The sequence below is a fragment of the Microbacterium sp. ZW3a genome, assembly GCF_057167165.1.
On sequence record NZ_CM169903.1, the window covers coordinates 1740962 to 1766973 of the forward strand.

Here is a 26012-nt window from a genome sequence, read left to right on the forward strand (position 1 = left end):
ACGCAGTGCGGTGAGGATCAGTCGACGAGCGAGGCGGCGAACACGTGCGGCGTGAAACCAGTCAGATCGCCGATCCCCTCCCCCTGACCGAGGAGCTTGACCGGGATGCCGGTGCGCTCCTGCACCGCCAGGACGAAGCCGCCCTTGGCCGACCCGTCGAGCTTCGTCAGCACCAGGCCCGTAACACCCGCGCTCTCGAGGAAGGCCTGGGCCTGCATCAGGCCGTTCTGCCCGGTCGTGGCATCCAGAACCAGGAGGACCTCGCTGATCGGGGCCTGCTTCTCGACGACGCGCGTGATCTTGCCGAGCTCGTCCATGAGCCCACCCTTGGTGTGCAAACGCCCCGCGGTATCGATGAGCACGATCTCGGTGCCCGTCTCTTTCGCGTGCGCCACGGTCTGGTAAGCGACGGATGCCGGATCCTGACCCTCGTGCTGAGGACGCACGATCGTGGCTCCCCCGCGCTCGGCCCAGGTCGCCAACTGGTCGACGGCGGCGGCGCGGAAGGTGTCGGCCGCGCCCACGACGACGGTCCGTCCGTAGCGCTGGAGGAACTTCGCGAACTTGCCGATCGTCGTGGTCTTCCCCACGCCGTTGACACCCACGACGAGCACCACGGCTGGACGCTCGGTGAGGCGGAGTGTCGTGTCGAATTTCGCGAAGTGCTCCTCGAGCGTTTCGCGGAGCATCCGCTGCAGGTCGCGCGGATCGGTCGTGCGGTAGCGGTCGACCTTCTCACGCAGCTCGTCGATGAGCCGCTCGGTCACATCGGGGCCGAAGTCGGCGGTCAGGAGGGCCGTCTCGAGGTCGTCCCAGGTGGTCTCGTCGATCGTGGGTTTGACGAACAGTCCGCGCAGCGCGCGCCCGAGCGACCAGGAGTTCTCAGCCATTGCTTCAGCTTACGGGGGCCGGTTCCGCGGCGGAGGCGGCGCGGTCACCGACGCGCTGCCCCACGACCGCCGAAACCCCGTCCTGCCGCATGGAGACGCCGTAGAGGGCATCGGCGATCTCCATCGTGCGCTTCTGGTGCGTGATGACGATGAGCTGACTGCTCTCGCGGAGCTTTTCGAACACCCCGAGCAGCCGCCCGAGGTTGGCGTCGTCGAGCGCCGCCTCCACCTCGTCGAGGATGTAGAACGGGCTCGGACGCGCCGTGAAGATCGCGGTGAGGAACGCGACCGCCGCCAGCGACCGCTCTCCACCCGACAGCAGCGACAGGCGCTCGATCTTCTTGCCCACCGGGCGTACGGCCACCTCGATCCCGGTCGTGAGCGGCGAGTTCGGGTCGGTGAGCGAGATGCTCCCGGCACCGCCCGGGAACAGGATCGGGAAGATCTCGCCGAACGCCACGCGGGTGTCCTCGAAGGCGGCGACGAAGATCGTCTGCATCCGCTCGTCGAGCTCGGCGATGATCGTCTGGAGGTCGGCGCGGGTCTGCTGCAGGTCGGCCAGCTGCTCGGTGAGGAACGCGTGCCGCTGCTCCAGCGCGGCGAACTCCTCGAGTGCCAACGGGTTCACCCGGCCCAACTGCCCGAGCTTGCGCTCGGCATCCTGCAATCGACGCTTCTGCCCGGCACGGTCAAACGGCACGGGCTCGCCGTCGCCGTCCGTCGGAATGGGCTGATCTGGCCCATATTCCGAAACCAGAATGTGCTCGTCGAGGGCAAGCTCGGAGTGCACCCGTTCGAGCAGGCTCGTCACGTGCAACCGCTTCTCGTGCATCTGGAGCTCGAGTCCGTGCACGCTCTCGGTCAGCCGAGCGAGGCGCTCCCGCACGGTGGTCTCTTCCCCCCGCGCCCGGCTCAGGTCGGCGGTCACGGCCGAGCGGGCCGACTCCGCCGCCGCCAGCTCGACGCGCGCCTGGCTCACCGACCGGTCCACGGAATCCAGCAGCGTCGGAAGCGCTGCCGCCACCTCCGCGGCGACCTCGCGCTGCGCGCGCCGGATCACGGCGCGGCGGGCGGCCGCGGCGGCGGCGGCGCGCTCCCGCTCGCGCTGCTGCTCGAGCTGAACGATGCGCACCTCGCCGGCGCGCACCCGTTCGCGGAGCGTTTCGATGTCGAGACGGGACCGCATCTCGCGCTCGCGCGCCGCGTCGAGGTCGGCGAGCAGCCCGTCGCGTGCCGAGGCGTCGAGGATCGGACGCGGGGCCTGCAGCGCGCGCTCCAGCGTGGCCCCGGCCGCGCGCGCGGTCTCTTCGGCATCCGCCACCGCCGCCTCCGCCTGCGCGACGCCCGTCGCCAGGCGCTCGCACTCGGCGACGGCGGCTTCGTGCCGCACCGTGACGCGGTTGAGCTTCTCGGCGTGGGCCGCCAGGGCGGCGTCGTGCGCGCGCAGCGTCGCGAGGGCGTCCTTCGTGCGGGCACGCGCATCGGTCCAGCGCGCCTGCGCGTCGGCGAGAGACGCACGCAACGCGTCCGCCACCACGACGATCTCGTCGAGCCGCACCGCCGCCGCATCGCGTTCCGCGGCGAGCTCGAGTCGCGAACGCCCCGACCCCGATCCCGCGCGCAGGGTCTGGCGCGTCAGCACCGCCCCATCGCGCGTGACCAGCACGGTGCCGTCGCCGGCCTCGCGTAGCGCGGAGCGGGCGTCTTCGGCGGCGGCGAGGTCGTCAACAATCGCGACGCGCGACAGGACTCCGAGTACCCCGGGAGGAGCCGTGACGACGTCGACCGCGCGCACGGCGCCCGGCAGCTCGTCCCCCGCCGCACCGCCGTCGGCGTCGGCGATCGCGATGTCGATGGAGCCGAGGTCGCCCTCGCGCGCCGCGCGCGCCGCGGTGAACGCGGCCGCAGCGTCGTCGACGAGGAGACCCTCGGCGAGGGAGCCCAGGGCCGCGGCGATCGCCGCTTCGTACCCCGCCGTGACCTTGACCTCGTCGCCGACGAGGCCGCGCACCCCCGGACCGCCGGCGGCGATGAGGTCGGCTGCCGCGTTGCGCACGTCCAGCGCCCGGCCGAGCGCGGCGGTCTGAGCCGAGAGCGCGTCGCGCTCGCGTTCGGCGGCGTGCAGTCGTTCGCGCAGGCTCGTCACGTCGGTTTCGGCCTCGTTGGCGTCGCGCTGTGCCCGCTCGTAGGCGGCCGCGTGCTCGGCGGTCGACGGCTCGGGGGTGACGTCGGGGTCGAGTTCGGCTCGTGCCTGCTCGGCCTCGGCGCGGCGCACGAGCGCGGCATCGAGGGCCTTCTGCTGCCGCTCGACCGCCGTCCGCACCGCCGAGAGGGCGGAGGCGGCGGCCTCGGCGGTACCGCGGAGCGAGGTGAGCTTCATGTCGTGCTCCGACACCAGAGCGCTCTGGGCGGCGATGTCGGCGTCCAGAGCGTCGAGTTCCGCACGCGCGCGGGCCACCCCGCGGACCGCTTCGGCCGCGGCATCCTGCGCGTCCCCCAAACCACCGGCGATGTCGTCGATCTCGGACCGAACGTCGTCGATCATCGACTGACTCACGGTGGGAGCCTGCGACGACGCGTCAAGGTCGTCGTCGGCGAGGAGGGTGAGCCGCTGACCGGCCAGGCTGTACAGGCCGCGCAAGCGCTCCTGCACCTGCTCGAGCGAAAACGCCACGCGACGCGCGCGGTCGACGGCCTCGGAGCGCTGCTCCTCCTCGAGGCGCTCCACGCGCTGCCGGAGGCCGTCCGCCTGGTCTTGCAGCATCAGGCGCTCGGTGTGCCGCTCGCTCTCCGCGGCAGCCGCGTCCGCGAGCTCCCGACGCAGTCGCACCAGCTCGTCGGCGAACAGGCGAGCCTTGGCGTCGCGCACGACCGCGGCGATCGTGGCCGCCTCTCGCGCGATCTCGGCCTGCTTCCCGAGGGGCTTCAGCTGCCGGCGCAGCTCTCCGGCGAGATCGCTCAGTCGGGTGAGGTTGGTCTCCATCGCCTCGAGTTTGCGAGCGGTCTTCTCTTTGCGGCGACGGTGTTTGAGGATTCCCGCGGCCTCCTCGATGAAGCCGCGGCGTTCCTCGGCCGAAGCCTGCAGCACCGTGTCGAGCCGCCCCTGGCCGATGATGACGTGCATCTCGCGACCGAGACCGGAATCGCTGAGCAACTCCTGCACGTCGAGCAGACGACAGGTCTGGCCGTTGATCGCGTACTCGCTCGCGCCGGTGCGGAACAGCGTCCGGCTGATCGTGACCTCGGTGTAGTCGATGGGGAGGGCACCGTCGGAGTTATCGATCGTCAGTTGCACTTCCGCGCGCCCGAGCGGCCCCCGAGTGGACGTGCCGGCGAAGATGACGTCTTCCATCTTGCCGCCGCGCAGGGTTTTCGCGCCCTGCTCCCCCATGACCCACGCCAAAGCGTCGACGACGTTGGACTTGCCCGACCCGTTCGGCCCGACGATGCATGTGACCCCGGGTTCGAGCGCGAACGTCGTCGACTGCGCAAAGGACTTGAAGCCCTTGAGCGTGACGCTCTTGAGGTGCATGCCGATGCGCCTTCCCGACCCGGTGGACTACCGCCTCACGGTACCCGACCCCGCCCGTCATTCCGCGGCGGCTGGCCGCGCGGTCCCGTGCGACGCGCGCGAGGTTCCGCCCATCCTGAGCATTCGCTTGACATCGACTGAACACCTTCGCTAGCGTCATGGGTCGCAACCGACGTCGAAAGGAGGTCACCCCATGGTTCGCCACACCACCGGCATTCTCGCCACCGGCTTCACCGCCGCCCCCGTGCGGTCCGCATTTACGCAGGGAGTGATCACCGCCGTCGGCATGCCTGCTCGTCAGGGGTGACCTCGCCGCGTTGAGACGCTCTGTCGTCTTCGCGGCCGCGCCTGCGTCCGAACTTCGGATGCCGCGCTCCCGGGTCTTTCGAGACCCTCTCCGCCCGACCGGCCCCGTCGCCCGTCGCGGCTCTTTCGCTCGTTCTTCCTCATCGGAGCCCCGAATGAACACCTCTCTCCCGCGCGCGCCGCAGCACGCGGCATCCGCGCTCACTGTCCCGGTCGTCGAAACCTCAGCCGAGCGCCGTCTCGGTCACCTCGACCGGCTGTCTCTCCGCCTCGGCCTGTGGCTGTTGGTGCGGGCTGCCGCTCGCGCCGACGAGGCGACGCGACGCGCGGCCCAAGCCGCCGACGCCGCCATCCTGGCCCGTCGCAATGCTCAGGAACGCGTACAGCGCGAAGCCGACTGGCAGCGGATGGCGATCTCCCTCCGCCACCTGCTGTGACCGGGTGGGGCAGGCCAGTCCTGTCCCACCCGCCCCCCGCTGTGCGAAATCCTCGTCACGAAAGATCCGACATGACCGCTTCACCGGCCGGCCTCGAGCTGCGGCCCCTCCACATCCCGGCATCCATCGATTCCGACGACGCCGCGGACTTCCGCGAGATGGCGCGCGTGCGCAACCTCGTCTCTGCCGAGATCGCCGGGCACGACGATCACGCGATGCCGGCCGACGAGCTGCTCCCCCTCTATCGCCCGACCGCTGCCCAACGCAGGCTGGTGTGGATCGTCGTGCTCGACGGCGAGGTCGTGGGCCGTGTCGGCCTCGACCTCCCGCAGGAGGAGGGTGCCCGAACGGGCTTCTGGTTCATCGAGTTGCGTCGCTCCGTCTGGGGCCGCGGGATCGGACGCGCCGCGTACGCCCTCATCGAGCGCACCGCACGCGCGCACGGACGCACCGTGCTCCAATCGTGGGCCGAGCACCCGGCCGCGGACGGACCCCAGCTCGATGCACCGACGGGTTTCGGGCACATCCCGCTGGACCACGCCGCCCGGTTCTTCCTCGCGTCGGGATACCGCCTCGAGCAGATCGTTCGGCAGAGCTCCCTCGCCCTGACGGACGCCGAACCCCACCTGCGCCGTCTGCTCGCGGAGGCGGAGCAGGCGGCCGCGGGCTACCGCATCGTCCAGTGGACCCTGCCCACGCCGCCCGAGTTCATGGACTCCTTCGCCTTCATGAAGTCACGCCTGCTCACCGACGCCCCGGCGGCCGGCCTCGACTACGACGAGGAGATGTGGGATGCCACCCGCGTGGCCGACTGGGAACGCACCTTCCGCGACGGCGGCCGCCACATCCTGGTGACCGTTGCTCAGCACGTCGACACCGGCGACCTCGCCGCGTTCAATGAGCTCTCGATCGGCAAGGACCGCCGCGCCGTGACCCAACAGGAGGACACCCTGGTCGTCGCAGCCCATCGCGGACACCGCCTGGGCATGCTCGTGAAGTGCGCGGGACTGCTCGCGTGGCGCGAGGCCGTCCCCGAGTCTCCCCGCGTGATGACGTACAACGCCGAAGAGAATCGGCCGATGCTCTCCATCAACGAGGCGATCGGCTTCGTGCCGACGTCGTACGAGGGCGCGTGGCAGAAGATGCTGGCGTAAGCCAGGGGGTCGGCGCCTGCTCACCGCACGCGCTGGCACCTCGGGCAGAAGTGACTCGAGCGGTTCATGAACGACACCCGCACGATCGGCCGACCGCACCGCGGGCACGGCTGCCCCGTGCGGCCGTAGGCGTTCAGCGAATGCGCGAAATACCCCGCCTGCCCGTTGACGTTGACGTACTGCGCGTCGAAGCTCGTGCCGCCCTCGGCCAGGGCCTTCTCGAGCACGGCCCGCACCTCGCTCAGCAAACGATTGACCGCGCGGGTCGGAAGAGCGGATGCCGGGGTCTCGGGGTGGATGCGGGAGGCCCACAGGGATTCGTCGGCGTAGATGTTGCCGATGCCACTCGCGACGGTCTGGTCGAGGAGCACGCGCTTGATGCCCGACGACGTGCGGGACAGCCGCCGACGAAAGACGCCGTCGTCGAAGGCGGGATCGAGCGGATCGCGGGCGATGTGCGCGACCTGCGTGGGCACGCGCGAGAGCATCGAACCGCGGCCACCGGCAGCGGCATCCGGGGTGTCGACGAGGTCGTCGAGCGCGAGCGAACCGAACGTGCGCTGGTCGGCGAACACCACCGACAACGGACCGTGCACGGGGTGCTCGAGTTCGATGCGCACACGCTCGTGCCGCTCGGGCGGGGCGCCGGGCACCCGCAGGAGCATCTGACCGCTCATCCCGAGGTGCGTGACGATCGCGTCATCGTCGCCCAGTGGCATCCAGAGGAACTTGCCACGGCGAACCGCGGCGGCGATCCGCCGGCCGGTGAGTGCCGCTTCGAAGTGCGCCGCGGTGCCGGAATGGCGGGTGAGCGCGCGTTCGTCACGCACGTCGACGGACGCGATCAACGCTCCGCTCACGGCGGGTTCGAGGCCGGCGCGGACGACCTCGACCTCGGGCAGCTCAGGCACGCGCGGAGAGCTCGCGCCAGGCGGTGAGCGCAGCGGCCATCTCGGCCTGCTTCTTGCTCGACCCAGCACCCGTGGTCGCGAGGTCGCCGACGGTGACCGTCGCGGTGAAGCGGCGATCATGGTCGGGCCCGGCGCTCTCGACGGTGTACACCGGAGCGGCCAGCGAGAGCCGTGCGGCGATCTCTTGCAGGCTCGTCTTCGGGTCCATCGCCGCGCCGTACCGGTCGGGATCGGCGAGCAGCGGCTCGACCAGGCGCAGGACCAAGGCGGTGGCGGCATCCGGCCCGGTCGACAGGTACGTCGCGCCGATAACCGCCTCCATGGTGTCGGCGAGGATCGAGTCCTTGTCGCGTCCGCCGGTGAGGATCTCCCCACGCCCGAGTCGGACGTGATCGCCGAGACCGATGCCGCGCGCGACCTCCGCCAGAGCGACGGTCGACACGACGCTCGCCCGCCGCTTGGCGAGACTGCCCTCGTCGAGATCGGGATGCCGCGTGTAGAGGCGCACCGTGACGGCCTGACCGAGCACCGAGTCACCGAGGAACTCGAGGCGCTCGTTGTGCGGGATGCCGCCGTTCTCGTAGGCGAACGAACGATGGGTCAGCGCAAGAGAAAGAAGCTCGGGGTCGATGTCGACCCCGAGCTTCTCGCTGAGCGCAGTAATACGCGTCACCGGACGTTGATCAGACGTCGGCGACCTTGCGGCCCTTGTACTCGAGGAACAGCTCGGTGCCCTGCGAGTCGGTGACGACCTTCGCCTGGTGGGGGCGGCTGTAAACGACCTTGCCGTTCTCGATGGTCTTGACCAGCGCGGGGGCTTCGGCCTTCCACTGCGCACGACGCGAGCGGGTGTTCGAGCGGGAGACCTTCCGCTTCGGGGGGTTACCTGCCATGGCTAGCTCTTCTCTGTCTTGGGGGCGGCGCGAAGCGCATCGCCGTCGTCTGGGGTGAACTGCTGGAGCGCAGCCCACCGAGGATCGACAGGCGACTGCTCCGTGTCGCCGGCGCTCTCCGTCAGCCTCTCACCCGTGTTCGGGTCGAGCCCGGGGCAGTCCGGCTGACACACCGGCTGGAACGGAAGCGAAAGGACGATGGCGTCCCGAACCAGATTTTCAAGATCCACGTGGTCGTCTTGAACTTCGAAGTCGTTCGCTTCATTGCCAGGATACGCGAAAAGTTCCTGGAACTCGACTTCGACAGGCTCCTCGATGTCGATGAGGCAGCGACCGCACACACCCGTGGCGGTGGTGTCGACCGTGCCGGAGACGAGGATGCCCTCGTGCACCGACTCCAGTCGCACGTCGATCTCGAGCGTCTCGTCGGCGGGGACCGAGAGGAGACCCTCCCCCCACTTCTCGGGCGTCGGGATGTCGAGCTCGTGCTCGCGCATCTCTCCCGGGTGGCGCTCGATGTCGCGCACGGGGAGTTGGAAGGGGCCGGGCCGGTGGGTTCTCACGGTCGACCATGCTACCCGCGTGCCCCTGGACGCGGGCCGTGCAGCCGCGGAGGTCGGGCGTCAGAGGCCGCGCGCCCCGGTGTCGAGGAAACGGGCGACGGCGCGCGGCACGTACGGCGAGACGTCGCCACCGAGCGACGCCACCTGGCGCACGAGGGAACTCGACACCAACGCGTGCGACGGGTCGGGCAGCAGGAACACGGTCTCGACGTGCGCGAGGTCGCGATTCACGATCGCCATGGGCGTCTCGTACGCCACGTCGACCTGCGACCGGATGCCTTTGACGAGCACGCGCGCGCCCACGTCGGTGGCGTAGTCGACCAACAGCCCCATGCTCCACGAGGCGACGATGACGTCACCCTCGATCTGGGCGTCGGCGATGGACTGCTCCAGCAGCGCCTGACGTTGCGCGATGGGCAGCATGGCCTCTTTACCGGGGTTGTGTACGACGAGCACGTGCAACTGGTCGAACAGCTCGGCGGCCCGACGGATGACGTCGAGGTGTCCCAACGTCGGGGGGTCGAACGATCCGGGAACCACAGCGATCCGGGGGGTCATGACTCCACCCTAGCGATCACGACTTGGCCAGGGCCGCGCGCTCCTCTACCCCGACGCGCCGTTCCAGAGCGGCAGCGAGACCCGGATGCCGCAGCAATGCGGGGTCGTCGGCGAGGATTTTCTCAGCGGCGGCGCGCGCGTCGGTGATGAGGTCGGCGTCGGTGACGACCCGCAGCAGCCGGAGCGACGAGCGGACACCGGACTGCGCACCACCCAGCACATCGCCCTCGCCCCGCAACTCGAGGTCGACCTCGGCGAGCTCGAAGCCGTCGAGCGTGCGGGCGACCGCCTCGACCCGCGAGCGCGACGACGACCCCGGGGAAGCCTCGGTCACCAGGAGACACAGGCCCGGGATCCCCCCACGACCGACGCGCCCGCGCAGCTGATGCAACTGGGAGACGCCGAAGCGGTCGGCCTCGAGGATCACCATGGTCGAGGCGTTGGGCACATCGACGCCGACCTCGATGACGGTCGTCCCCACGAGGACGTCGATGTCGCCGCGCGCGAACGCCTGCATGACCGCGTCTTTCTCATCGGCGTGCATCTTGCCGTGCAGGATCTCGACACGGATGTCGGCGAACGACGGGAGCGTCTCCAGCAACGCCGCGACCTGCACCACGCCCCAGCGGGTGCGGGTGTCGGCGGCGCCCTCGGCGGGCTCATCACCCACCTCGTCGGAGGTGAGCTTCTCGGCATCGATCGCCGCGCACACGACGAATGCCTGCCGCGTCTGCGCCACCTCTTCGGCCACACGATCCCAGACCCGGGCGAACCACCCGGGCTTCTCGGCGAGCGGGGCGACGAAGGTCTGGATGCCGGCGCGACCGGCCGGCATGGTGCGAATGGTCGATACATCGAGGTCGCCGAACACCGTCATGGCCACCGTGCGCGGAATCGGGGTGGCCGTCAGCACGAGCGTGTGCGGAGAGTCACCCTTGGCTCGCAGGGCCTCGCGCTGATCGACCCCGAATCGGTGCTGCTCGTCGACGACGACGAACCCGAGGTCGGCGAACGTGGTCGTGGCGCTCAGGAGGGCGTGTGTGCCCACGACGATCCGGGCCTGGCCCGACGCGACCCGCAGAGCCGCACGGCGCCTCTCTGCCGCGGGAAGCTGACCCGTGAGCAGGGTCGGCATGAGCTCGGGCGCGAGGTCGGGCCCCAGCATGCGGGCGATCGAGCGCACGTGCTGCGCGGCCAGCACCTCGGTCGGGGCGATGAGCGCCGACTGCCCACCCGACTCGGCGACCTGCAGCATGGCCCGCAGCGCGACCAGCGTCTTACCGGAGCCGACCTCGCCCTGCACGAGCCGATTCATGGGCCAGTCGCCGACGAGGTCGGCGGCGACCTGCGCACCCACGCTCTCTTGGTCGGGCGTGAGCGCGAACGGCAGGGCCGCGTCGAATCGCTCGAGCAGGCCACCGGGGGCCGCGGGGCGCTTGGTCGCCGACAGCGCCCGCACGAACTGCCGTTGCTGCAGCAGCGCAGTTTGCAGCACGAACGCCTCCTGCATGCGGAGCGTCTCGACCGCGGGAGGGATCTCGTCGTCGTGGTAGGGCCGGTGGATGTGCTCGAGCGCCGCCCGGGCGCCGAGGAGACCGCGCGCGGTGCGCACCGGCTCGGGGAGCGGATCGTCGACATCGCCGAGGGCGTCGAGTACGAGCGAGATGGTCTTCTGCACGAGAGTGCTCGGCACGCTGCTGGTGGCCGGGTAGATCGGAATGGGTCGTTTCGCGTTGACCTCGGCCTCGGCCCGGGCCTCGGCCAGCTCGTCGAACAGCTCGTAGTCGGGGTGGGTCAGCTGCGTCTGACGCCGGTACTCGCCCACCTTGCCCGAGAAGATGCCGCGACGACCGGGCGTGAGGTCTTTCAGACGCCACGACTGGTTGAAGAAGGTCAGCGACATGCGGCCGTCGCCGTCGCTGATGATCACCTCGAGGAGCGAACCGCGGCGGTTCTGCATGCGGCGCTCGGTGGCACTGACCACCTCGGCGACGATCGTCACCGGCTCACCCAGCGGGAGGAACGCGATCGGCGTCAGCTCGCCGCGCTTGGCGTAGCGCCGCGGGTAGTGCTCGAGGAGCTCACCGACCGTCTTCATGCCGAACGCACGCTCGAACGCGGCGGCCGTCTTGCCGCCCACGGCTCCGTCGAGTCGTGACGACAGAGAGAGTCCGGGCATGCTCCGAGTCTAGGCACGCCCTCCGACACCGTGTTTGTAGGGTGAGACGGTGACCCGCATCATCTCCGGCCGCGCCGGCGGCACGGTCCTCGACGTCCCCGCCAAGGGCACGCGCCCCACCAGCGACCGCGTGCGGGAGTCGCTCTTCGGCGCGCTCGACTCGGCCGACCTCATCGCGGGCGCCCGCGTGCTCGACCTCTACGCCGGCTCGGGTGCGCTGGGGCTCGAGAGTCTCAGCCGCGGCGCGGCCTCCGCTGACCTCGTGGAGCTGTCGGCCCCGGCATCCGCCCTCATCCGCAAGAACGCCGATCGTCTGCGGAGCGCCGGCGTCACCGCCACCGCGCGCGTGCACCGTGCCAACGCCTCGACCTACCTCGAAACCTCGACGACGGACTGGGACCTCGTCTTCATCGACCCGCCCTACGACGTGACCGACGACGAGATCGCCCGGGTGCTCGCCGCCCTCGCTCCACGGCTGAGCGCGGATGCCGCCGTGATCGTGGAACGCGCGAAGAGATCGGCCGCCCCCGACTGGGCCGCCGCGGGACTCGAAGCCGAGCGCGACCGCACGTACGGCGACACGACCCTGTGGTGGGGACGCCCGCCCGCGTGACGCGCGCCGCGCCGGGGACCGGCGCCGCGCCTCAGCCCCGCCCGGCGTCCCAGTCGCGGTAGGGATCCCACCCGGAGCGGCCGGTCCACGCACGCCCGTCGACGAGCACAGTCGCCTCCCCGCGCTCTCGGACGGTTCCCACTCTCCGGCCCGGCCCGTCGGCATCCGCGGGCACGGTGACGAGGAAACCGTGGTCCTCTCCCCCGCCGAGCGCGCGAACCGGATCGTCTCCGAGCGCCGCCGAATCGAAGTCGATCGTCACTCCCGACGCCTCCGCGAGGCGTCCGGCGTCCAACGCCAGACCGTCCGAGATGTCCATCATCGCGGTGGCGCCCTCGTCGGCCGCGCGCAGGGCGGCGGCGATCGGCGGGCGCGGGCGCAACTGCCGCTCGAGGGCGTGGGCGTCCTCGGCATCCAGCGCCGCCCGTGCCGCCGTGGTCACCGGCAGCGGTGCACCCGTGGCATCCGTGAATCGTCCGAACAGCACGTCGAGCCCCCGCGCGGCGACCCCGAGATCACCGATGACGTGCACCGTGTCGCCGGGGCGGGCCCCCGACCGGCGCACGGGCGCACGACCGTCGAGGCTGCCGAGAGCGGTGACGGCGATCGTCAAGGTGTCGGAGACGGTGAGGTCGCCGCCCTCGACGGCGCAGCCGGGCGCGAGTTCCGCACACGCCTGAGCCAGCCCCTCCGCGAGCCCGCGCACGAACGAGACCGGCGTGTCGTCGGGCATGGCCAGGGCGACCAGCAGCGCGATCGGGCGGGCGCCCATCGCGGCGACATCGGCGAGGTTGACCGCGGCCGACTTGAATCCGAGGTCGACCGCCGACGACCACGCCAGGCGAAAGTCGGGGCCGTGCACGAGCGTGTCGGTCGTGGCCACCACCCGCCCGTCGGGGATCGCCAGCACCGCGGCGTCGTCACCGGGCCCCACGAGCGCGGTCGAGGCGGGAAGGCGGTCCAGGATGCCGCGCAGCACCTGCCCCTCGGACAGGTCTCCCACGGTGGTCTCGGCGTCGGTCACCCTCCCACGCTATTAGCCTGGAGGGGTGCCCCGCTCCCTCCGCCCCGCCGCGCTGATCGCTGTCCTCGCTCTGCTGCCGGGCCTCGCGGCCTGCAGCGCGACCGTGGCGATGCAGCCCGCCGCGGAGGCGAACGACCCGGCGTGCGCGCAGGTCATCTCGCGCCTGCCGCAGTCGATCTCCGGGCAGGAGCGGCGCTGGACCGACGCGCAGGCGACAGCCGCGTGGGGAACGCCCGCGAACATCCTGCTCACCTGCGGCCTCGAGGCACCCGGGCCGTCGACTCTCCCCTGTCGTCCGTTCGACGGCGTGGACTGGCTCGTCGACGAGTCGCAGGCCGCCGAGAATCGCTACACCCTCACCACGTTCGGGCGAGAGCCCGCCGTGCAGGTGTACCTCGACTATGCCGAGGCGAGCAGCGCCGACGTGGCGCAGGCTCTCGCCCCGCTCATCCGCGACTACCTGCCGGCCACCGGGTCGGTGTGCACGTCGGCCTCCGACCTGCAGGCCACGCCCTCCCCGGCGCCTACCCCGTAACCCTCCGCCGCCGGCGTCAGGCCGGGTCGAGTGCGGCGTCGAGGAGGTCGCTGATGAGCTCGGGGTACGTCAGTCCCGAGGCGATCCAGCACGTGGGGAACATCGAGATCGGCGTGAAGCCCGGCATGGTGTTGACCTCGTTCACGTAGAACTCGGTGCCGGTGTAGAAGAAGTCCACGCGTGCGAGCCCCTCGCCCCCGAGTGCCTCGAAGGCCTGGGCGGCGATGCGCTGCATCTCGGCGAGCTCGCCGTCGCGCAGGACGGCGGGGCAGACGAGGTCGACTCCCGGGGCATCGAGGTACTTCGCCTCGAAGTCGTAGAACTCCCGGCCCGTCACGACGATCTCCCCCGCCACGCTCACGCGCACCGGTCCTCCGTCGCGCCCGGGAAGCACGCCGCACTCGAGCTCACGCCCGACGATCGCCTGCTCCACGAGCGCGAGTCGATCCTCGGCAAACGCCGTCTCGAGGGCGGCATCCAGGTCTTCCCAGCGCGAAACCTTCGTCACCCCGACGCTCGACCCCGCCTCGTTCGGCTTCACGAACACCGGCAGGTCGAGGGCGCGGATGCGACGCTCCCACAGATCGCGGTCGCGCGCGAGGTCGGCGCGCGTCACGGCCACCCAGGGCACCACGGGGACACCCGCCGACCGCAGCACGCGCTTGGTGACGTTCTTGTTCATGCCGATCGCCGACATGAGCACACCGCCGCCCGCGTACGGGATGCCGAGGAGTTCCAGGAGCCCCTGGATGGTGCCGTCCTCGCCGAAGCGACCGTGCAGGATGGGCAGCACGACATCGACCTCGCCGAGGGAGCGTGCGCCCTCGGCATCCACGACCGTCCACTCGCGGCTCTGCGTTGACTCCGGCAGGCGCACGCGCGTGCCGTTGTCGCGCACCTCGGGCAGCGCCTCGGGGCGCAGCGCGAACTTGTCGGGATCGTCGTCTTCGAGCACGAACGCGCCCTCACGCGTGATCCCGACCGGGATCACACGGAAGCGCTCACGATCGATCGCCCGCAGCACCCCGCCCGCCGTGGCGGAACTGATCGAATGCTCGCTGGAGCGCCCTCCGAAGAGCACCACCACCGCCGGTCTGGTCATTCTGCGTCCTCTCGCCCTGCGGCTGGTCGTCGTCGGTCGTGAGATGCGGCGCGATATCCCGCGGGTCCATGGTGCCGTCGAGCACCATCTTCACCTGGCGCACGATCGGCATGTCGACGCCGACCTCCCGCGCGAGCTGCAGTACGGGAGCGACGGATGCCAGCCCCTCGGCGGTCTGCTGCATCTGTTTGACCACGTCCTGATAGCCGTAGCCCTGGCCGAGCAAGCGCCCGGCGGTGTTGTTGCGACTGAGCGGCGACTGGCACGTGGCGATGAGGTCGCCGAGGCCGGCGAGCCCCTGGAGCGTCTCGGGCTGCGCGCCCTGGGCCACCGCGAAGTCCGTCATCTCGACGAGGCCGCGCGTGATGATCGAGGCCTTGGTGTTCTCGCCGTACCCGACGCCGTCGACGATGCCGATGGCGACCGCGATGAGGTTCTTCAGCACGCCGCCGAACTCGGTTCCGATCACGTCGGTGTTGACGAACGACCGGAAGTACCGGTTGCGCGCCCGCCGGGCCACGGCCTCGGCCGTCTCGGGGCTCAGCGAGCTGATGACGGCCGCCGTCGGCTGTTCCCGGGCGATCTCGAGAGCGAGGTTCGGGCCGGATGCCACCGCGATGCGCTGCGGATCGCACTGCAGCACCTGCTCGATGACCTGGCTCATCCGCAGGCCCGAGCTCTTCTCGACGCCCTTCATGAGCGAGACGAGGGGAACGTCGGTATCGGCCACGAGGGGCGCGATCGCGGCGAGGTTCTCGCGCAGGGACTGACTCGGGACCGAGAGGTAGATCTGCTCGGCGCCGCGCAGCGCCTCGGCCAGGTCGGTCGTCGCGGTCATGGTGCGGGGCAGGTTGATGCCCGGGAGGTAGCGGCTGTTGCGCTTGGACTCGGTGATCTCGGCCGCGAGCTCGGGCCGCCGCGCCCACATGACGACCGAGGCCCCGCCGTCGGCGAGGATCTTGCCGAACGTCGTGCCCCAGCTGCCCGCACCGACGACGGCAACCTTGGGTCCGGGGGCTTCGCTCTTACGACTCAAGGCGGCCCGTTTCGTTCTGCCCGTGCTGCGCCGGGTTCCAGCGCTCGGCCGGGGCCGGCAGACCCCGAAGCCCGGAGAGCATGGCGGCGATGCGTGCCATGAGCGCGTCGGTGGCCCGGGTGAGCGTCGCCGGGTGCGAGGCCGTCGCGCCGAGGGCGGAAAGGTCGAGCGGCGCGCCGAACTCGACCACGACCCGCGATCGCCGCGGGAAGCGCAGCTTGCCGTACCGCGGCAGGATCTCTTGCACACCCCACTGCGCCATCGGGATGAGCGGAAGGTCGCCGGCCAGCGACAACCGCACCGCGCCGGTCTTGCCGCGCATCGGCCACAGCTCGGGGTCGCGCGTGAGCGTGCCCTCGGGGTACACGATCACCCCGCGCCCGTCCGACGCGATCTGCTGCGCGGCCTTCATCGATTGGCTGGCGCTCGACGACGAGCGGGGCACCGGAACCATGCCGGTGGCCCGCAGCGCCGCACCGAGCACCGGAACGTGAAAGAGACTCTCTTTGGCCATGAACCGCGGGGCGCGCCCCGACCGCCACACCGCGACGGCCACGATCAACGGATCGAATTCCGAGTTGTGGTTCGGGGCGAGCACGTACGCTCCCGCGCGCGGCAGATTCTCGGCACCGCGCACCTCGAGGCGGGCGAACAGCCCCACCAACGGGATGACCATCGCCGCCAGCGGCCAGAAGGCGCTCGGACGGCTCTTCTCGGGCGAGACGGCCACGCTCAGCCCACGACGTCGAAGTCGGCGTCGAGAGCGGTCAGCTTCTCGAGGAACTTCTCGTACCCGCGGCGGATGATGCCGATGTTGCGCACGGTCGACTCGCCCTCGGCCGCCAGCGCGGCGATGACGTAGCTGTAGCCCCCGCGGAGGTCGGGAACCTCGACATCGGCCCCGTGCAGCGGCGTGGGACCGTTGATGACCGCGGCCTGCTCGAGGTCGCGACGCGGCACACGACGGTCGGGGCTCTCGAGTCCCTGGGGGTGCACGACGATGTCGGCGCCCATCTTGTTCAAGGCGGCGGTGAATCCGAGCCGATTCTCGTAGACCGTCTCGTGCACCGTGGACGTGCCGTGCGCCTGCGTGAGCGCGACGATGAGCGGCTGCTGCCAGTCGGTCATGAAGCCGGGGTGCACGTCGGTTTCGACCATGACGGGCTTGAGGTCTCCCCCGCGACGGAACAGGATGCCGTCTTCACGGACGTCGAACCAGCCACCGGCCTTACGGAAGACGTTGAGGAAGGTCAGCATGTCTTGCTGGCGGGCGCCCTTGGCGAAGATCTCACCGTCGGTCGCCAGCGCCGCGCACGCCCACGAGGCGGCCTCGTTGCGGTCGAAGATCGCGCGGTGGTCGTACCCGACGAGTCGGTCGACGCCCTCGATGAAGATGACGCGGTTGGGCTCGTACGAGATGATCGCGCCCATCTTCTGCAGGACGGCGATGAGATCCATGATCTCGGGTTCGATCGCGGCGTTGCGCAGCTCGGTCACGCCCTTCGCGCGCACCGCGGTGAGCAGCACCTGCTCGGTCGCACCGACGCTCGGGTACGGCAGCGTGATGTTCGCGCCGTGCAGCCCGTTGGGGGCGGTGATACGGATGCCCTCGTAGCTCTTGTCGACGACCGCGCCGAAGGCGCGCAGCGCGTCCATGTGGAAGTTGATCGGACGATTGCCGATACGGCATCCGCCGAGGTCGGGGATGAGCGCCTCGCCGAGCAGATGCAGGAGCGGGCCGCAGAAGAGGATCGGGATACGCGAGGCCCCCGCGTGCGCGTCGATCTCTTCGAAGTGCGCGGCGACGGCGCCCGACGGGTCGAGGTGGAGGGTGCCCTCTTCCTCGCCCTCGGTCACGGTGACGCCGTGCACCTCGAGGAGCGAACGCACAACCTTGACGTCGCTGATCATCGGCACGTCGCGAAGGATGCTCGTCGTGTCGCCCAGGAGCGCGGCGACCATCGCCTTGGTCACGAGGTTCTTGGCCCCCTTGACCTCGACCTCGCCGCGCAGCGGGCGTCCGCCGCGGATCGTCAGGGTCTCGGCCGCGTCCCAGTCCGGCTGTCCGGGGATCTGGTCTCCGGAATCGGTGACGAGTGTGCTCATAGGGGGGTGGACCTCACTTCGTGGACGAGGGGCGGCAGATCGACCCGATCGGGTCGATCGGGCTCACCGGACCGGAAGGGTCCGCGGCCGCCATGCCTCGCGGCGCGCCTCGAACTGAGCGATCTTGTTTTCGTCGCGCAGCGTGAGCCCGATGTCGTCGAGCCCTTCGAGAAGCCGCCACCTAGTGTAATCGTCGATCTCGAACGAGACTCGGAGGTCGCCGAGCGTGGCGGTCTTGGCATCCAGGTCGACGGTCATTTCGACGCCGGGCTGCGCGTCGACGGCGGCCCAGATGCGCTCCAGGTCGTCTTCGGTGATGACGCCCGTCACCAGGCCCTGCTTGCCCGAGTTGCCGCGGAAGATGTCGGCGAACTTGGGGCTCAGCACGACCTGGAACCCGTAGTCGCGCAGCGCCCACACGGCGTGCTCGCGGCTGGAGCCGGTGCCGAAATCGGGGCCAGCGACGAGGATGGATGCCGCGCGGAACGCGTCCTGGTTGAGGACGAACTCCGGGTCTTGGCGCCAGTTGGCGAACAGGGCGTCGTCGAATCCGGTCTTGGTGACGCGCTTGAGGTACACGGCGGGGATGATCTGGTCGGTGTCGACCGCCGAGCGCTTCAGCGGCGCGACGATACCGGTGTGCGTGGTGAACTTCTCCATGTCAGGCCTCCGCCCCGGTCGAAACGGTCTCTGCCGGCAGCGGTTCGAGGTCGGCGGGGCTCGAGAGCGTCCCGCGCACCGCGGTGGCGGCGGCGACGAGCGGCGAGACGAGGTGCGTGCGCCCGCCCTTGCCCTGGCGCCCCTCGAAGTTGCGGTTCGACGTCGACGCGCAGCGCTCGCCCGGCGCGAGCTGGTCGGGGTTCATGCCCAGGCACATCGAGCACCCCGCGAAGCGCCACTCGGCACCGAATGCGATGAACACCTTGTCGAGCCCCTCGGCCTCGGCCTCCAGGCGCACCCGAGCCGACCCCGGCACGACCATCACGCGCACGTTCTCGGCCTTCGTGCGACCCTCGATCACCGAGGCGAAGGCCCTCAGGTCTTCGATGCGGCTGTTCGTGCACGAACCCATGAAGACCGCATCGACCGGGATGTCTTTCATCGGGGTTCCGGCGGCGAGGTCCATGTACTCCAGGGCCCGTTCGGCGGCGGCGCGCTCGTTCAGGTCGGTGATCTCGGCCGGGGTCGGCACGACATCCGACAGCGACACGCCCTGGCCGGGGTTCGTGCCCCAGGTCACGAAGGGCTCGAGCTCGGCGGCATCGAGGAAGACCTCGGCGTCGTAGACGGCGCCCTCGTCGCTCGGGAGGGTGCGCCAGTAGGCGACCGCGTCGTCCCAGTCCTGCCCCTGCGGGGCGTGCGGCTTGTCTTTGACGTACGCGAACGTCGTCTCGTCGGGGGCGATCATGCCGGCACGGGCGCCCGCTTCGATCGACATGTTGCACATCGTCATGCGTCCCTCCATCGAGAGGGAGCGGATCGCGCTGCCGCGGAATTCGAGCACGTAGCCCTGGCCGCCGTTCGCGCCGATCTTGGCGATGATCGCGAGGATGATGTCTTTCGCGGTGACACCGGGCTTGAGGTCGCCCTCGACCGTGATCGCCATGGTCTTGAACGGTTTGAGCGGCAGCGTCTGCGTGGCGAGTACGTGCTCGACCTCGCTCGTGCCGATACCGAAGGCCATCGCGCCGAACGCGCCGTGCGTGGAGGTGTGCGAGTCTCCGCAGACCACCGTGATGCCGGGCATGGTCAGCCCCAGCTGCGGGCCGACCACGTGCACGATCCCCTGCTCTTTGTCGCCCAGCGAGTGGATGCGCACGCCGAACTCGTCGGCGTTGCGGCGCAGCGTCTCGATCTGGGTACGACTGGTGAGGTCGGCGATCGGCTTGTCGATGTCGAGCGTCGGGGTGTTGTGGTCCTCGGTCGCGATGGTCAGGTCGAGACGGCGAACCGGCCGACCCTCGGCCCGCAGACCATCGAAAGCCTGGGGGCTGGTGACCTCGTGCACCAGGTGCAGGTCGATGTAGATCAGGTCGGGCTGACCGTTCTCGCCCTTGACGACCAGGTGGTCGTCCCAGACCTTCTCGGCCAGGGTGCGGGGGCGATCGGGAATGTGGATGCCGTCGATCGATGTCGTGCTCATGGGATGTGGGTTCTCCTCGGAGGGGATGTGAGGCCCGCGACGAACTCCGCGACGAGAAAGGCCTAGAACAAGGTCTCGTCGCGGCCGCTAAGGAGGAGGCCTGCGATCCGCATGCCGCAACGATACCACCGGGCCACGGAGCCCTCGCGTAACACGGCGCCGCACGTTTGGGCTGGCGCACGGTGCGCGTGCGAGCCTGTCGCCACCGCCGCTGGAAGGAGAGTGCCGCATGGGCGCGCAGACAGACACCGGGTTCTCGACCCGTCAGGTGCACGTGGGCAGCTCCGCTGCCCCCGCGTCGCCGCGAGCGACGCCGATCTACCTCACGGCCGGCTTCACCTTCTCCGACCTCGGCGAGTCCGCGGCGCACTTCGGAACCGGCAGCGGCTTCGGCTACACCCGCACCGGAAACCCGACCGTGCAGGCGGTGGAGGAGCGGCTGGCCTCTCTCGAGGGCGGCGATCAGGCGATCCTCGTTTCGAGCGGCCAGGCGGCCGTGACGGTGGCCCTCCTCGGACTGGCGGGGGCGGGCGACCACCTCGTCGTGTCGGACCACATCTACGAGGGAACGCGCGGTCTGCTCCTCGACAACCTCGCGCGCCTCGGCATCGAGACGACGTTCGTCGACACCGACGACCTCGGCGCGTGGCGGGCAGCGATCACGCCGCGCACCAAGGCCCTGTTCGCTGAGACGCTCTCGAACGCCCGCAACGATGTGCTCGACATCGCCGCCGTTGCCGCGATCGGCCGAGAGCACGGCATCCCCCTGGTCGTCGACAGCACGTTCACCACGCCGTACCTGCTGCGCCCGATCGAGCACGGGGCAGCTGTCGTGGTGCATTCGGCGAGCAAGTTCCTCGCCGGGCAGGGCGCGGTGCTCGGCGGCGTGATCGTCGACGACGGCCGCTTCGACGCGGCCGCTTCGGGGCACCGGTTTCCGCACCTCGTCGAGACCGACCGCCTCGGTGGACCCAGCTACGCCGAGAAGCACGGTCCGCGTGCCCGCGGCGCTTATTTGCGCGAGAGCGTCGCCCCGCGGTTCGGTCCCTCGCCATCGCCGCTGAACGCCTTCCTCATCGGCCAGGGCGTGGAAACGCTGAGCCTGCGCGTCGAGCGCCAGTCGGCCAATGCCCTGGCGGTGGCCCGCTGGCTCGCCGACCACCCCGAGGTCGAGCGCGTCGACTACGTGGGGCTCCCCTCGCATCCCCACCACGAGCTCGGGCGTCGCTACCTCACGCGGGGCAGCGGGTCGGTGTTCACCGTGACCCTCCGCGGCGGCCTCGAAGCCGCGCGTCACGTGGTCGAGTCGGTGCGCCTCATCACCCACATGACGCACCTCGGCGACGTGCGCTCGCTCGTACTGCACCCGCAGAGCACGAGCCACGCCGGTCGCACGGTGCCCGAGCGCGAACGCGCGGGAGTCTTCCCCGGCACGGTACGCCTGTCGATCGGTATCGAAGACCTCGACGACCTCCTCGCCGATCTGCGCCAGGCGCTGGAGGCACTGGCATCCCTCCCCTCGGCCAGCGAGACGGATGCCGCCGAGCAGGACGTCGTGCGAGAGGTCGTGGTCCTGTGAGCCGCCTGCAGCACTTCGGGTGGTTCCTCGCCCGCGGCTTCGGCCCGCACGGCTGGGGGCACCCGTACCTCCGGTGGAACCACCGGTGGACCGAGCCCGGTCTCTACCAGGACTCCGCGCGCACGCTCGAGCAGGCGGGATTCGACCTGCTCATCATCGAGGACGCCCCCTCTCTCGGGAGCGCCGAGACCATCGACCTCCGCGTCCGGCATGCCTTCGGCGGACCCAAGCACGACCCGCTTCTGCTGGCGCCGTACCTCTTCGCCGCCACACGGCACCTCGGCGTCGTCCCGACGGTCAACCCCGCGGCGTCCCTCCCGTACACCGCGGCCCGGCAGTTCGCGACCCTCCAGCACCTCAGCGGACACCGCCTGGGGCTGAACGTGGTGACCGACACCGGAAGCGCACGGCATTTCTCCACGGCCCCGCAGCTCGGGCACGACGCGGCCTACGACCGGGCCGAGGAGTGGCTCAGCGGCATCCGGGATCTCTGGCGCAGCTGGGGTGACGGAGCGCTCGTGGCCGACGAGGAGTCGGGCGTGTACGCCGACGGGACGAAGCTGGATGCCACGCAGCACCGCGGCGACTACTTCGAGTTCGACGGCCCCCTGAACGCCGTGCCGTTCACCGACGGCGAGCCGGCCATCGTCTCGCCCGGCGGATCGGGGCGCGGACTCGCCTTCGCGGGGCACAACTCCGACGTGCAGCTGGCTCTGGCTCCTCTGAACGAACAGAGCATTCGCGCCTATCGCGGACGCATCCACGCCGCCGCGGAGGCCGCCGGGCGCACCCCCGCCGACGTGAAGGTCCTCTTCGCGATCCAGCCGGTGCTCGTGTCATCGCCGGAGGAGGCCGACCGCCTGGTCGCGGCATCCGCGCACCCCGACGACGCCGCGTTGCTGACCATCGCGCGTAAGCAGTCGAGCGACCTCGAGACCGACCTGACCGGTCTCGATCTCGACCGGCCGCTCGACCGCGCGATCTTCGGCGAGCACATGTCGGAGGGGAGCATCCGCCGGCTGGTCGGCACGCACGAGCCCGACGCCCCGCTCCGCGCGATCCTCGCCGCTCACGCCCGGCTCGGACGGCTGAACGACGGCTCGGGTTTCGTGGGGACGGCCGACGAGTTCGCCGACCGCATCGAGGAGCTCGGTGACTGGGGCAACGACGGCGTGCTCCTGTGGGGAGACCTGCACCCCGTCACGGTGCATCGCATGCTCGACGAACTCGTGCCGATCCTTCGCCGCCGCGGCATCCTGCGCGAGGAGTACGTCGACGGAGGGCTGCACGCGAACCTGCGCGCGTTCTGACCGGAGTCAGTCGCGCGAGGCGGCGACCTTCTTCGGAATCGTCAGGCTCGCGATCGTCGCCACCGCCATCGACGCGATGATCACCGCGAGCGACACCCACGTCGAGATCTCCGGTGCCCATTCGATCGGTTCGCGGCCGTTGAGGAACGGCAGCTCGTTGACGTGCATCGCGTGCAGCACGAGCTTGACGCCGATGAAGGCCAGGATGAACGCGATGCCGTAGTGCAGGAACCGCAGACGCTCGAGCAGATCGCCCAGCAGGAAGTACAGCTGGCGGAGCCCCATGAGCGCGAAGATGTTCGCGGTGAACACGATGAACGGGCTCTGCGTGATGCCGAAGATCGCCGGGATCGAGTCGATCGCGAAGAGCAGGTCGGTCACACCGATCGCGGCGAACACGATGATCATGGGCGTGAACACGCGCTTGCCGTCGACCCGGGTCAGCACCTTCTTGCCGTCGTACGACTCGCTCATCGGCAGCACGCGGCGCAGCGTGCGCACGACGAGGTTCTCCCGCGCGGGCTCGTCGTCGTTGTCGGCGCCGGGGAAGGCCTGTCGAATCGCGGTGTAGATGAGGAACGCGCCGAACACGTAGAAGATCGGGCTGAAGTTCTCGATGATCGTCGCCCCGACGAGGATGAAGCTCCCGCGCAGCACCAGGGCGATGATGATGCCCACCATCAGCACTTCCTGCTGGTAGCGGCGCGGGACGGCGAACTGACCCATGATCAGCACGAAGACGAACAGGTTGTCGACCGACAGGCTGTACTCGGTGAGCCATCCGGCCACGAACTGCCCCGCGACCTCTCCCCCGGCCGCGATCCACAGCACGCCCGCGAAGATCAGCGCGAGGGTGACGTAGAACACCACCCACAGCGTCGATTCTTTCGCCGAAGGGATGTGCGGGCGCTTGAGGATGATGAGCAGATCGGCGGCGAGGATCAGCACCAGCACCACGAGGGATACCGTCTGGAACACCGGGTCGAGCTGCAGCTCCATGGGGGCCTTTCGTCGTGGGGAACGCTGAAGTCTATCGAGCACCGCGCGCTCCGGTCCCGGGCGACCGTGAGACGATCCCGCGCGAGCGGACACTCCTCAGTGAGAGAGTGCTCGCACGGCCTCTGCCGGATTCGAGGGAACGGATGCCATGACCGACGACGTGATCGACGACAGGGCGCTCGTCGCGCGCGCCGCCGCCGGGTCGGAGGCGGCCTTCCGGACGCTGTACCGGGCTTACGCCCGCGCGGTGTACTGGATCGCCGTCGGCCTTGTGAGCGACACGGCCGACGCCGAGGACGTCGTGCAGGAGACGTTCGTCGTCGCCTGGCGGAAGATCCCGAAGCTGCGGCTCGAGGGGGCGTCCCTGCTCCCCTGGCTTGCCACGGTCTGTCGGCTTCAGGCGCAGAATCGCCTGCGCGCTCGCCGACGCCACGGCGCCCACGCCCCGCTCGACGCGGAGCTGCCGGCCGCCGTCGACATCGAGAAGCAGGTCGTCGAGGCCGAAACGGTGACGGCGATCCTGGCCGAAGTCGCCGGCCTGGGCGAGCTCGACCGCGAGATCTTCCGGCTGTGCGCCGCCGAAGGCTACGGATACCAAGCGGCCGCCGAGGAATTGGGCGTCTCGCACGGCACCGTGCGCAACCGACTCTCCCGCATCCGTTCCCGGGTGCGCGCCACCGCGATGGAGACGGAGACCCCATGACCACCCCCACCCTCCCCCCTCTCAACGACGACCGCCTGGATGCCATCGAGAACGCCGTCTTCACCCGCATCGCCCACGAGCGCGACACGCGCCGTCGGCGCCGGCGCGCGACCTGGGGCGGGATCGGCGCCGCCGCGGCCGTCCTCGTCGTCGCCGCCGTGATCGGTCCCGCGCTCACGACACCGAGCGGCACATCCGGGTCGTTCATCGTGGGCGCCGCCGAGGCCGAAAGCGCAGAGGCTCCCCCGGTGATCACCGGCGAGGCCCCCGACGGAGCGCGCGACATGAGCGGGCAGGTCCTGCCCGAAAGCGCCGCGGGCGGCGCAGCGGACTCGTCGAGCGCCGCCACGGACGCGAGTCGAGAGATCGTCGCGACGGGCTCCAGCACGGTCGAGGTCGACGACGTCCGCGCCGCGATCGACCGGGTGTCGGATGCCGCAACCACCGCCGGCGGCTACGTCGAGTCGTCGCAGGTCGGCGGCGGGATGGGCTTCGTTCCGATCGCGGGGCCGATGTCCGAGAGCGCCGCGGTCTCCTCCGCGTGGATCACGGTCCGCGTACCCGCCGAGGCGCTCGCCTCGGTCATGGACGGCCTGTCCTCCATCGGTGACGTCACCGCCACGAGCGTCTCCCGTTCCGATGTCACCGAGCAGACGGTCGATCTGCGCGCGCGCGTCGCCGCCGGCGAGGCATCCGTCGCCCGTCTCACCGAGCTCATGGCGCAGGCGGGATCCGTGGCCGACCTCATCGCCGCCGAATCCGCGCTCGCCGAGCGTCAGGCGCAGCTGGACTCCGACCGGCAGGTGCTGCAGTCGATCGAGTCGCAGGTGGCGATGTCGTCGCTCAGCGTGCAGCTGACCGAACGTTCGCAGACCGTCGCCGCCGACCCCGCCGGCTTCGGCGATGGTCTCGTGGCCGGATGGAACGGACTTGTCGCGACGCTGAACGGCCTCGTGATCGGGCTCGGGTTCCTGCTCCCGTGGATCGCCGTGGGCGCGGTGGCGTTCGCGATCGTGTGGGGTGTGCGGCGGCTGATCCGGCGCCGCCGCTCGAACAGCGAGGTCTGATCGCCTCACGGAATCGGATGCCGGCGCTTACGGCATCCGATTCCGTGTACGCCGCGTGCGTGGGCGCGCGCCGAGAAAGAGAAAGAGCCCCGACCATTCGGTCGAGGCTCTTTCTCTGTTGGTGACCCCAGCGGGATTCGAACCCGCGTTACCGCCGTGAGAGGGCGGCGTACTAGGCCGCTATACGATGGGGCCGCGTCGCAACCGTTCAAGTATGCACTACGGATGCCGCGCACGACAAATCGGGCCACGAATGACTCGCAGCCCGGGCGTGTCCCGCCCACCGTACCGCGCGCGGCGCGTGGGGGGAACCCCCATCTCCACTACCGCGCGCTCACCGCGCCGTCGACGCCTTGCAGGCTCCCCCGCCGC

At 70.3% G+C, this 26012-nt stretch carries 24 protein-coding genes and 1 tRNA gene; 8 read left to right on the top strand and 17 right to left on the bottom strand.

Annotation, left to right across the window (positions count from 1 at the left end):
- Nucleotides 1-17: 17 nt before the first annotated feature.
- Together ftsY and smc are read right to left on the bottom strand one after the other, a co-directional pair.
- Nucleotides 18-890, bottom strand: a complete 873-nt coding sequence (gene ftsY / locus ACU6WY_RS08255; RefSeq protein WP_483819197.1) for a signal recognition particle-docking protein FtsY — start codon at nucleotides 888-890, stop codon at nucleotides 18-20.
- A 4-nt stretch (nucleotides 891-894) separates the two neighbouring features.
- Nucleotides 895-4422 (bottom strand): chromosome segregation protein SMC, encoded by a 3528-nt coding sequence (smc, locus tag ACU6WY_RS08260; RefSeq protein ID WP_483819198.1) that lies wholly within the window; start codon nucleotides 4420-4422, stop codon nucleotides 895-897.
- 461 nt (nucleotides 4423-4883) lie between these two features.
- On the opposite strand from smc, the gene ACU6WY_RS08265 reads away from it, so the two are divergent.
- On the top strand, nucleotides 4884-5165 hold the full coding sequence (locus tag ACU6WY_RS08265; RefSeq protein ID WP_483819199.1) for a hypothetical protein: 282 nt from the start codon (nucleotides 4884-4886) through the stop codon (nucleotides 5163-5165).
- Between the two features lie 71 nt (nucleotides 5166-5236).
- On the top strand, nucleotides 5237-6319 hold the full coding sequence (locus tag ACU6WY_RS08270) for an N-acetyltransferase family protein (protein ID WP_483819200.1): 1083 nt from the start codon (nucleotides 5237-5239) through the stop codon (nucleotides 6317-6319).
- A 20-nt stretch (nucleotides 6320-6339) separates the two neighbouring features.
- Here the strand turns inward: ACU6WY_RS08270 and mutM are convergent, their stop codons facing one another.
- The 6 genes from mutM to ACU6WY_RS08300 form a co-directional block, all read right to left on the bottom strand.
- Nucleotides 6340-7230 (bottom strand): bifunctional DNA-formamidopyrimidine glycosylase/DNA-(apurinic or apyrimidinic site) lyase, encoded by an 891-nt coding sequence (gene mutM, locus ACU6WY_RS08275; protein WP_483819201.1) that lies wholly within the window; start codon nucleotides 7228-7230, stop codon nucleotides 6340-6342.
- Entirely contained in the window at nucleotides 7223-7894 is a 672-nt protein-coding gene (rnc, locus tag ACU6WY_RS08280) for a ribonuclease III (protein ID WP_483821880.1), read from the bottom strand. Before rnc ends, mutM begins: the two co-directional genes overlap by 8 nt.
- 19 nt (nucleotides 7895-7913) lie before the next feature.
- Complete coding sequence (rpmF, locus tag ACU6WY_RS08285) at nucleotides 7914-8123, bottom strand: 50S ribosomal protein L32 (protein ID WP_013586329.1); 210 nt, start codon at nucleotides 8121-8123, stop codon at nucleotides 7914-7916.
- 2 nt (nucleotides 8124-8125) lie between these two features.
- Nucleotides 8126-8620 (bottom strand): YceD family protein, encoded by a 495-nt coding sequence (locus ACU6WY_RS08290; protein WP_483821881.1) that lies wholly within the window; start codon nucleotides 8618-8620, stop codon nucleotides 8126-8128.
- A gap of 126 nt (nucleotides 8621-8746) precedes the next feature.
- The gene (gene coaD, locus ACU6WY_RS08295) at nucleotides 8747-9244 is read right to left on the bottom strand and encodes a pantetheine-phosphate adenylyltransferase (RefSeq protein ID WP_138174342.1); all 498 of its coding nucleotides are present in this window, start codon (nucleotides 9242-9244) and stop codon (nucleotides 8747-8749) included.
- A 16-nt stretch (nucleotides 9245-9260) separates the two neighbouring features.
- A complete protein-coding gene (locus ACU6WY_RS08300; RefSeq protein ID WP_483819202.1) occupies nucleotides 9261-11423 on the bottom strand; it encodes an ATP-dependent DNA helicase RecG in 2163 nt (720 codons plus the stop codon).
- Nucleotides 11424-11472: 49 nt separating this feature from the next.
- Here ACU6WY_RS08300 and rsmD point away from each other — a divergent pair, with 49 nt between their 5' ends.
- Nucleotides 11473-12036 carry a 16S rRNA (guanine(966)-N(2))-methyltransferase RsmD gene (gene rsmD / locus ACU6WY_RS08305; RefSeq protein WP_483819203.1) on the top strand — a complete coding sequence of 188 codons (564 nt, stop codon included), beginning with the start codon at nucleotides 11473-11475 and terminating at the stop codon, nucleotides 12034-12036.
- A 31-nt stretch (nucleotides 12037-12067) separates the two neighbouring features.
- Here the strand turns inward: rsmD and thiL are convergent, their stop codons facing one another.
- Nucleotides 12068-13060, bottom strand: a complete 993-nt coding sequence (thiL, locus tag ACU6WY_RS08310; RefSeq protein WP_483819204.1) for a thiamine-phosphate kinase — start codon at nucleotides 13058-13060, stop codon at nucleotides 12068-12070.
- A 25-nt stretch (nucleotides 13061-13085) separates the two neighbouring features.
- Between thiL and ACU6WY_RS08315 the strand changes: the two genes are divergently transcribed.
- On the top strand, nucleotides 13086-13595 hold the full coding sequence (locus tag ACU6WY_RS08315) for a DUF3515 family protein (protein ID WP_483819205.1): 510 nt from the start codon (nucleotides 13086-13088) through the stop codon (nucleotides 13593-13595).
- 16 nt (nucleotides 13596-13611) lie between these two features.
- Here the strand turns inward: ACU6WY_RS08315 and ACU6WY_RS08320 are convergent, their stop codons facing one another.
- The 6 genes from ACU6WY_RS08320 to leuC all read right to left on the bottom strand — a co-directional run bounded on the left by ACU6WY_RS08320 (nucleotide 13612) and on the right by leuC (nucleotide 19982).
- The gene (locus ACU6WY_RS08320; protein ID WP_483819206.1) at nucleotides 13612-14697 is read right to left on the bottom strand and encodes a D-alanine--D-alanine ligase family protein; all 1086 of its coding nucleotides are present in this window, start codon (nucleotides 14695-14697) and stop codon (nucleotides 13612-13614) included.
- Nucleotides 14597-15733 carry an NAD(P)H-dependent glycerol-3-phosphate dehydrogenase gene (locus ACU6WY_RS08325; RefSeq protein WP_483819207.1) on the bottom strand — a complete coding sequence of 379 codons (1137 nt, stop codon included), beginning with the start codon at nucleotides 15731-15733 and terminating at the stop codon, nucleotides 14597-14599. Before ACU6WY_RS08325 ends, ACU6WY_RS08320 begins: the two co-directional genes overlap by 101 nt.
- On the bottom strand, nucleotides 15723-16409 hold the full coding sequence (locus tag ACU6WY_RS08330) for a lysophospholipid acyltransferase family protein (protein WP_483821882.1): 687 nt from the start codon (nucleotides 16407-16409) through the stop codon (nucleotides 15723-15725). Before ACU6WY_RS08330 ends, ACU6WY_RS08325 begins: the two co-directional genes overlap by 11 nt.
- A 56-nt stretch (nucleotides 16410-16465) precedes the next feature.
- Nucleotides 16466-17839 (bottom strand): UDP-N-acetylglucosamine 1-carboxyvinyltransferase, encoded by a 1374-nt coding sequence (gene murA, locus ACU6WY_RS08335; protein WP_483819208.1) that lies wholly within the window; start codon nucleotides 17837-17839, stop codon nucleotides 16466-16468.
- Between the two features lie 63 nt (nucleotides 17840-17902).
- Nucleotides 17903-18499 (bottom strand): 3-isopropylmalate dehydratase small subunit, encoded by a 597-nt coding sequence (leuD, locus tag ACU6WY_RS08340; RefSeq protein ID WP_483819209.1) that lies wholly within the window; start codon nucleotides 18497-18499, stop codon nucleotides 17903-17905.
- Nucleotide 18500: 1 nt separating this feature from the next.
- Complete coding sequence (leuC, locus tag ACU6WY_RS08345; RefSeq protein WP_483819210.1) at nucleotides 18501-19982, bottom strand: 3-isopropylmalate dehydratase large subunit; 1482 nt, start codon at nucleotides 19980-19982, stop codon at nucleotides 18501-18503.
- A gap of 229 nt (nucleotides 19983-20211) precedes the next feature.
- Between leuC and ACU6WY_RS08350 the strand changes: the two genes are divergently transcribed.
- Both ACU6WY_RS08350 and ACU6WY_RS08355 read left to right on the top strand, forming a co-directional pair.
- A complete protein-coding gene (locus ACU6WY_RS08350) occupies nucleotides 20212-21561 on the top strand; it encodes an O-acetylhomoserine aminocarboxypropyltransferase/cysteine synthase family protein (protein WP_483819211.1) in 1350 nt (449 codons plus the stop codon).
- Nucleotides 21558-22871 (top strand): LLM class flavin-dependent oxidoreductase, encoded by a 1314-nt coding sequence (locus ACU6WY_RS08355; RefSeq protein WP_483819212.1) that lies wholly within the window; start codon nucleotides 21558-21560, stop codon nucleotides 22869-22871. The genes ACU6WY_RS08350 and ACU6WY_RS08355 overlap by 4 nt, the downstream gene beginning before the upstream one ends.
- Nucleotides 22872-22877: 6 nt before the next feature.
- Here the strand turns inward: ACU6WY_RS08355 and ACU6WY_RS08360 are convergent, their stop codons facing one another.
- A complete protein-coding gene (locus ACU6WY_RS08360) occupies nucleotides 22878-23870 on the bottom strand; it encodes a TerC family protein (protein WP_483819213.1) in 993 nt (330 codons plus the stop codon).
- 148 nt (nucleotides 23871-24018) lie between these two features.
- Here ACU6WY_RS08360 and ACU6WY_RS08365 point away from each other — a divergent pair, with 148 nt between their 5' ends.
- Both ACU6WY_RS08365 and ACU6WY_RS08370 read left to right on the top strand, forming a co-directional pair.
- On the top strand, nucleotides 24019-24573 hold the full coding sequence (locus ACU6WY_RS08365; protein ID WP_483819214.1) for an RNA polymerase sigma factor: 555 nt from the start codon (nucleotides 24019-24021) through the stop codon (nucleotides 24571-24573).
- On the top strand, nucleotides 24570-25640 hold the full coding sequence (locus ACU6WY_RS08370) for a DUF4349 domain-containing protein (RefSeq protein WP_483819215.1): 1071 nt from the start codon (nucleotides 24570-24572) through the stop codon (nucleotides 25638-25640). The genes ACU6WY_RS08365 and ACU6WY_RS08370 overlap by 4 nt, the downstream gene beginning before the upstream one ends.
- A 119-nt stretch (nucleotides 25641-25759) precedes the next feature.
- Here the strand turns inward: ACU6WY_RS08370 and ACU6WY_RS08375 are convergent.
- Nucleotides 25760-25835 (bottom strand) — tRNA-Glu (locus ACU6WY_RS08375).
- Between the last annotated feature and the right edge of the window lie 177 nt (nucleotides 25836-26012).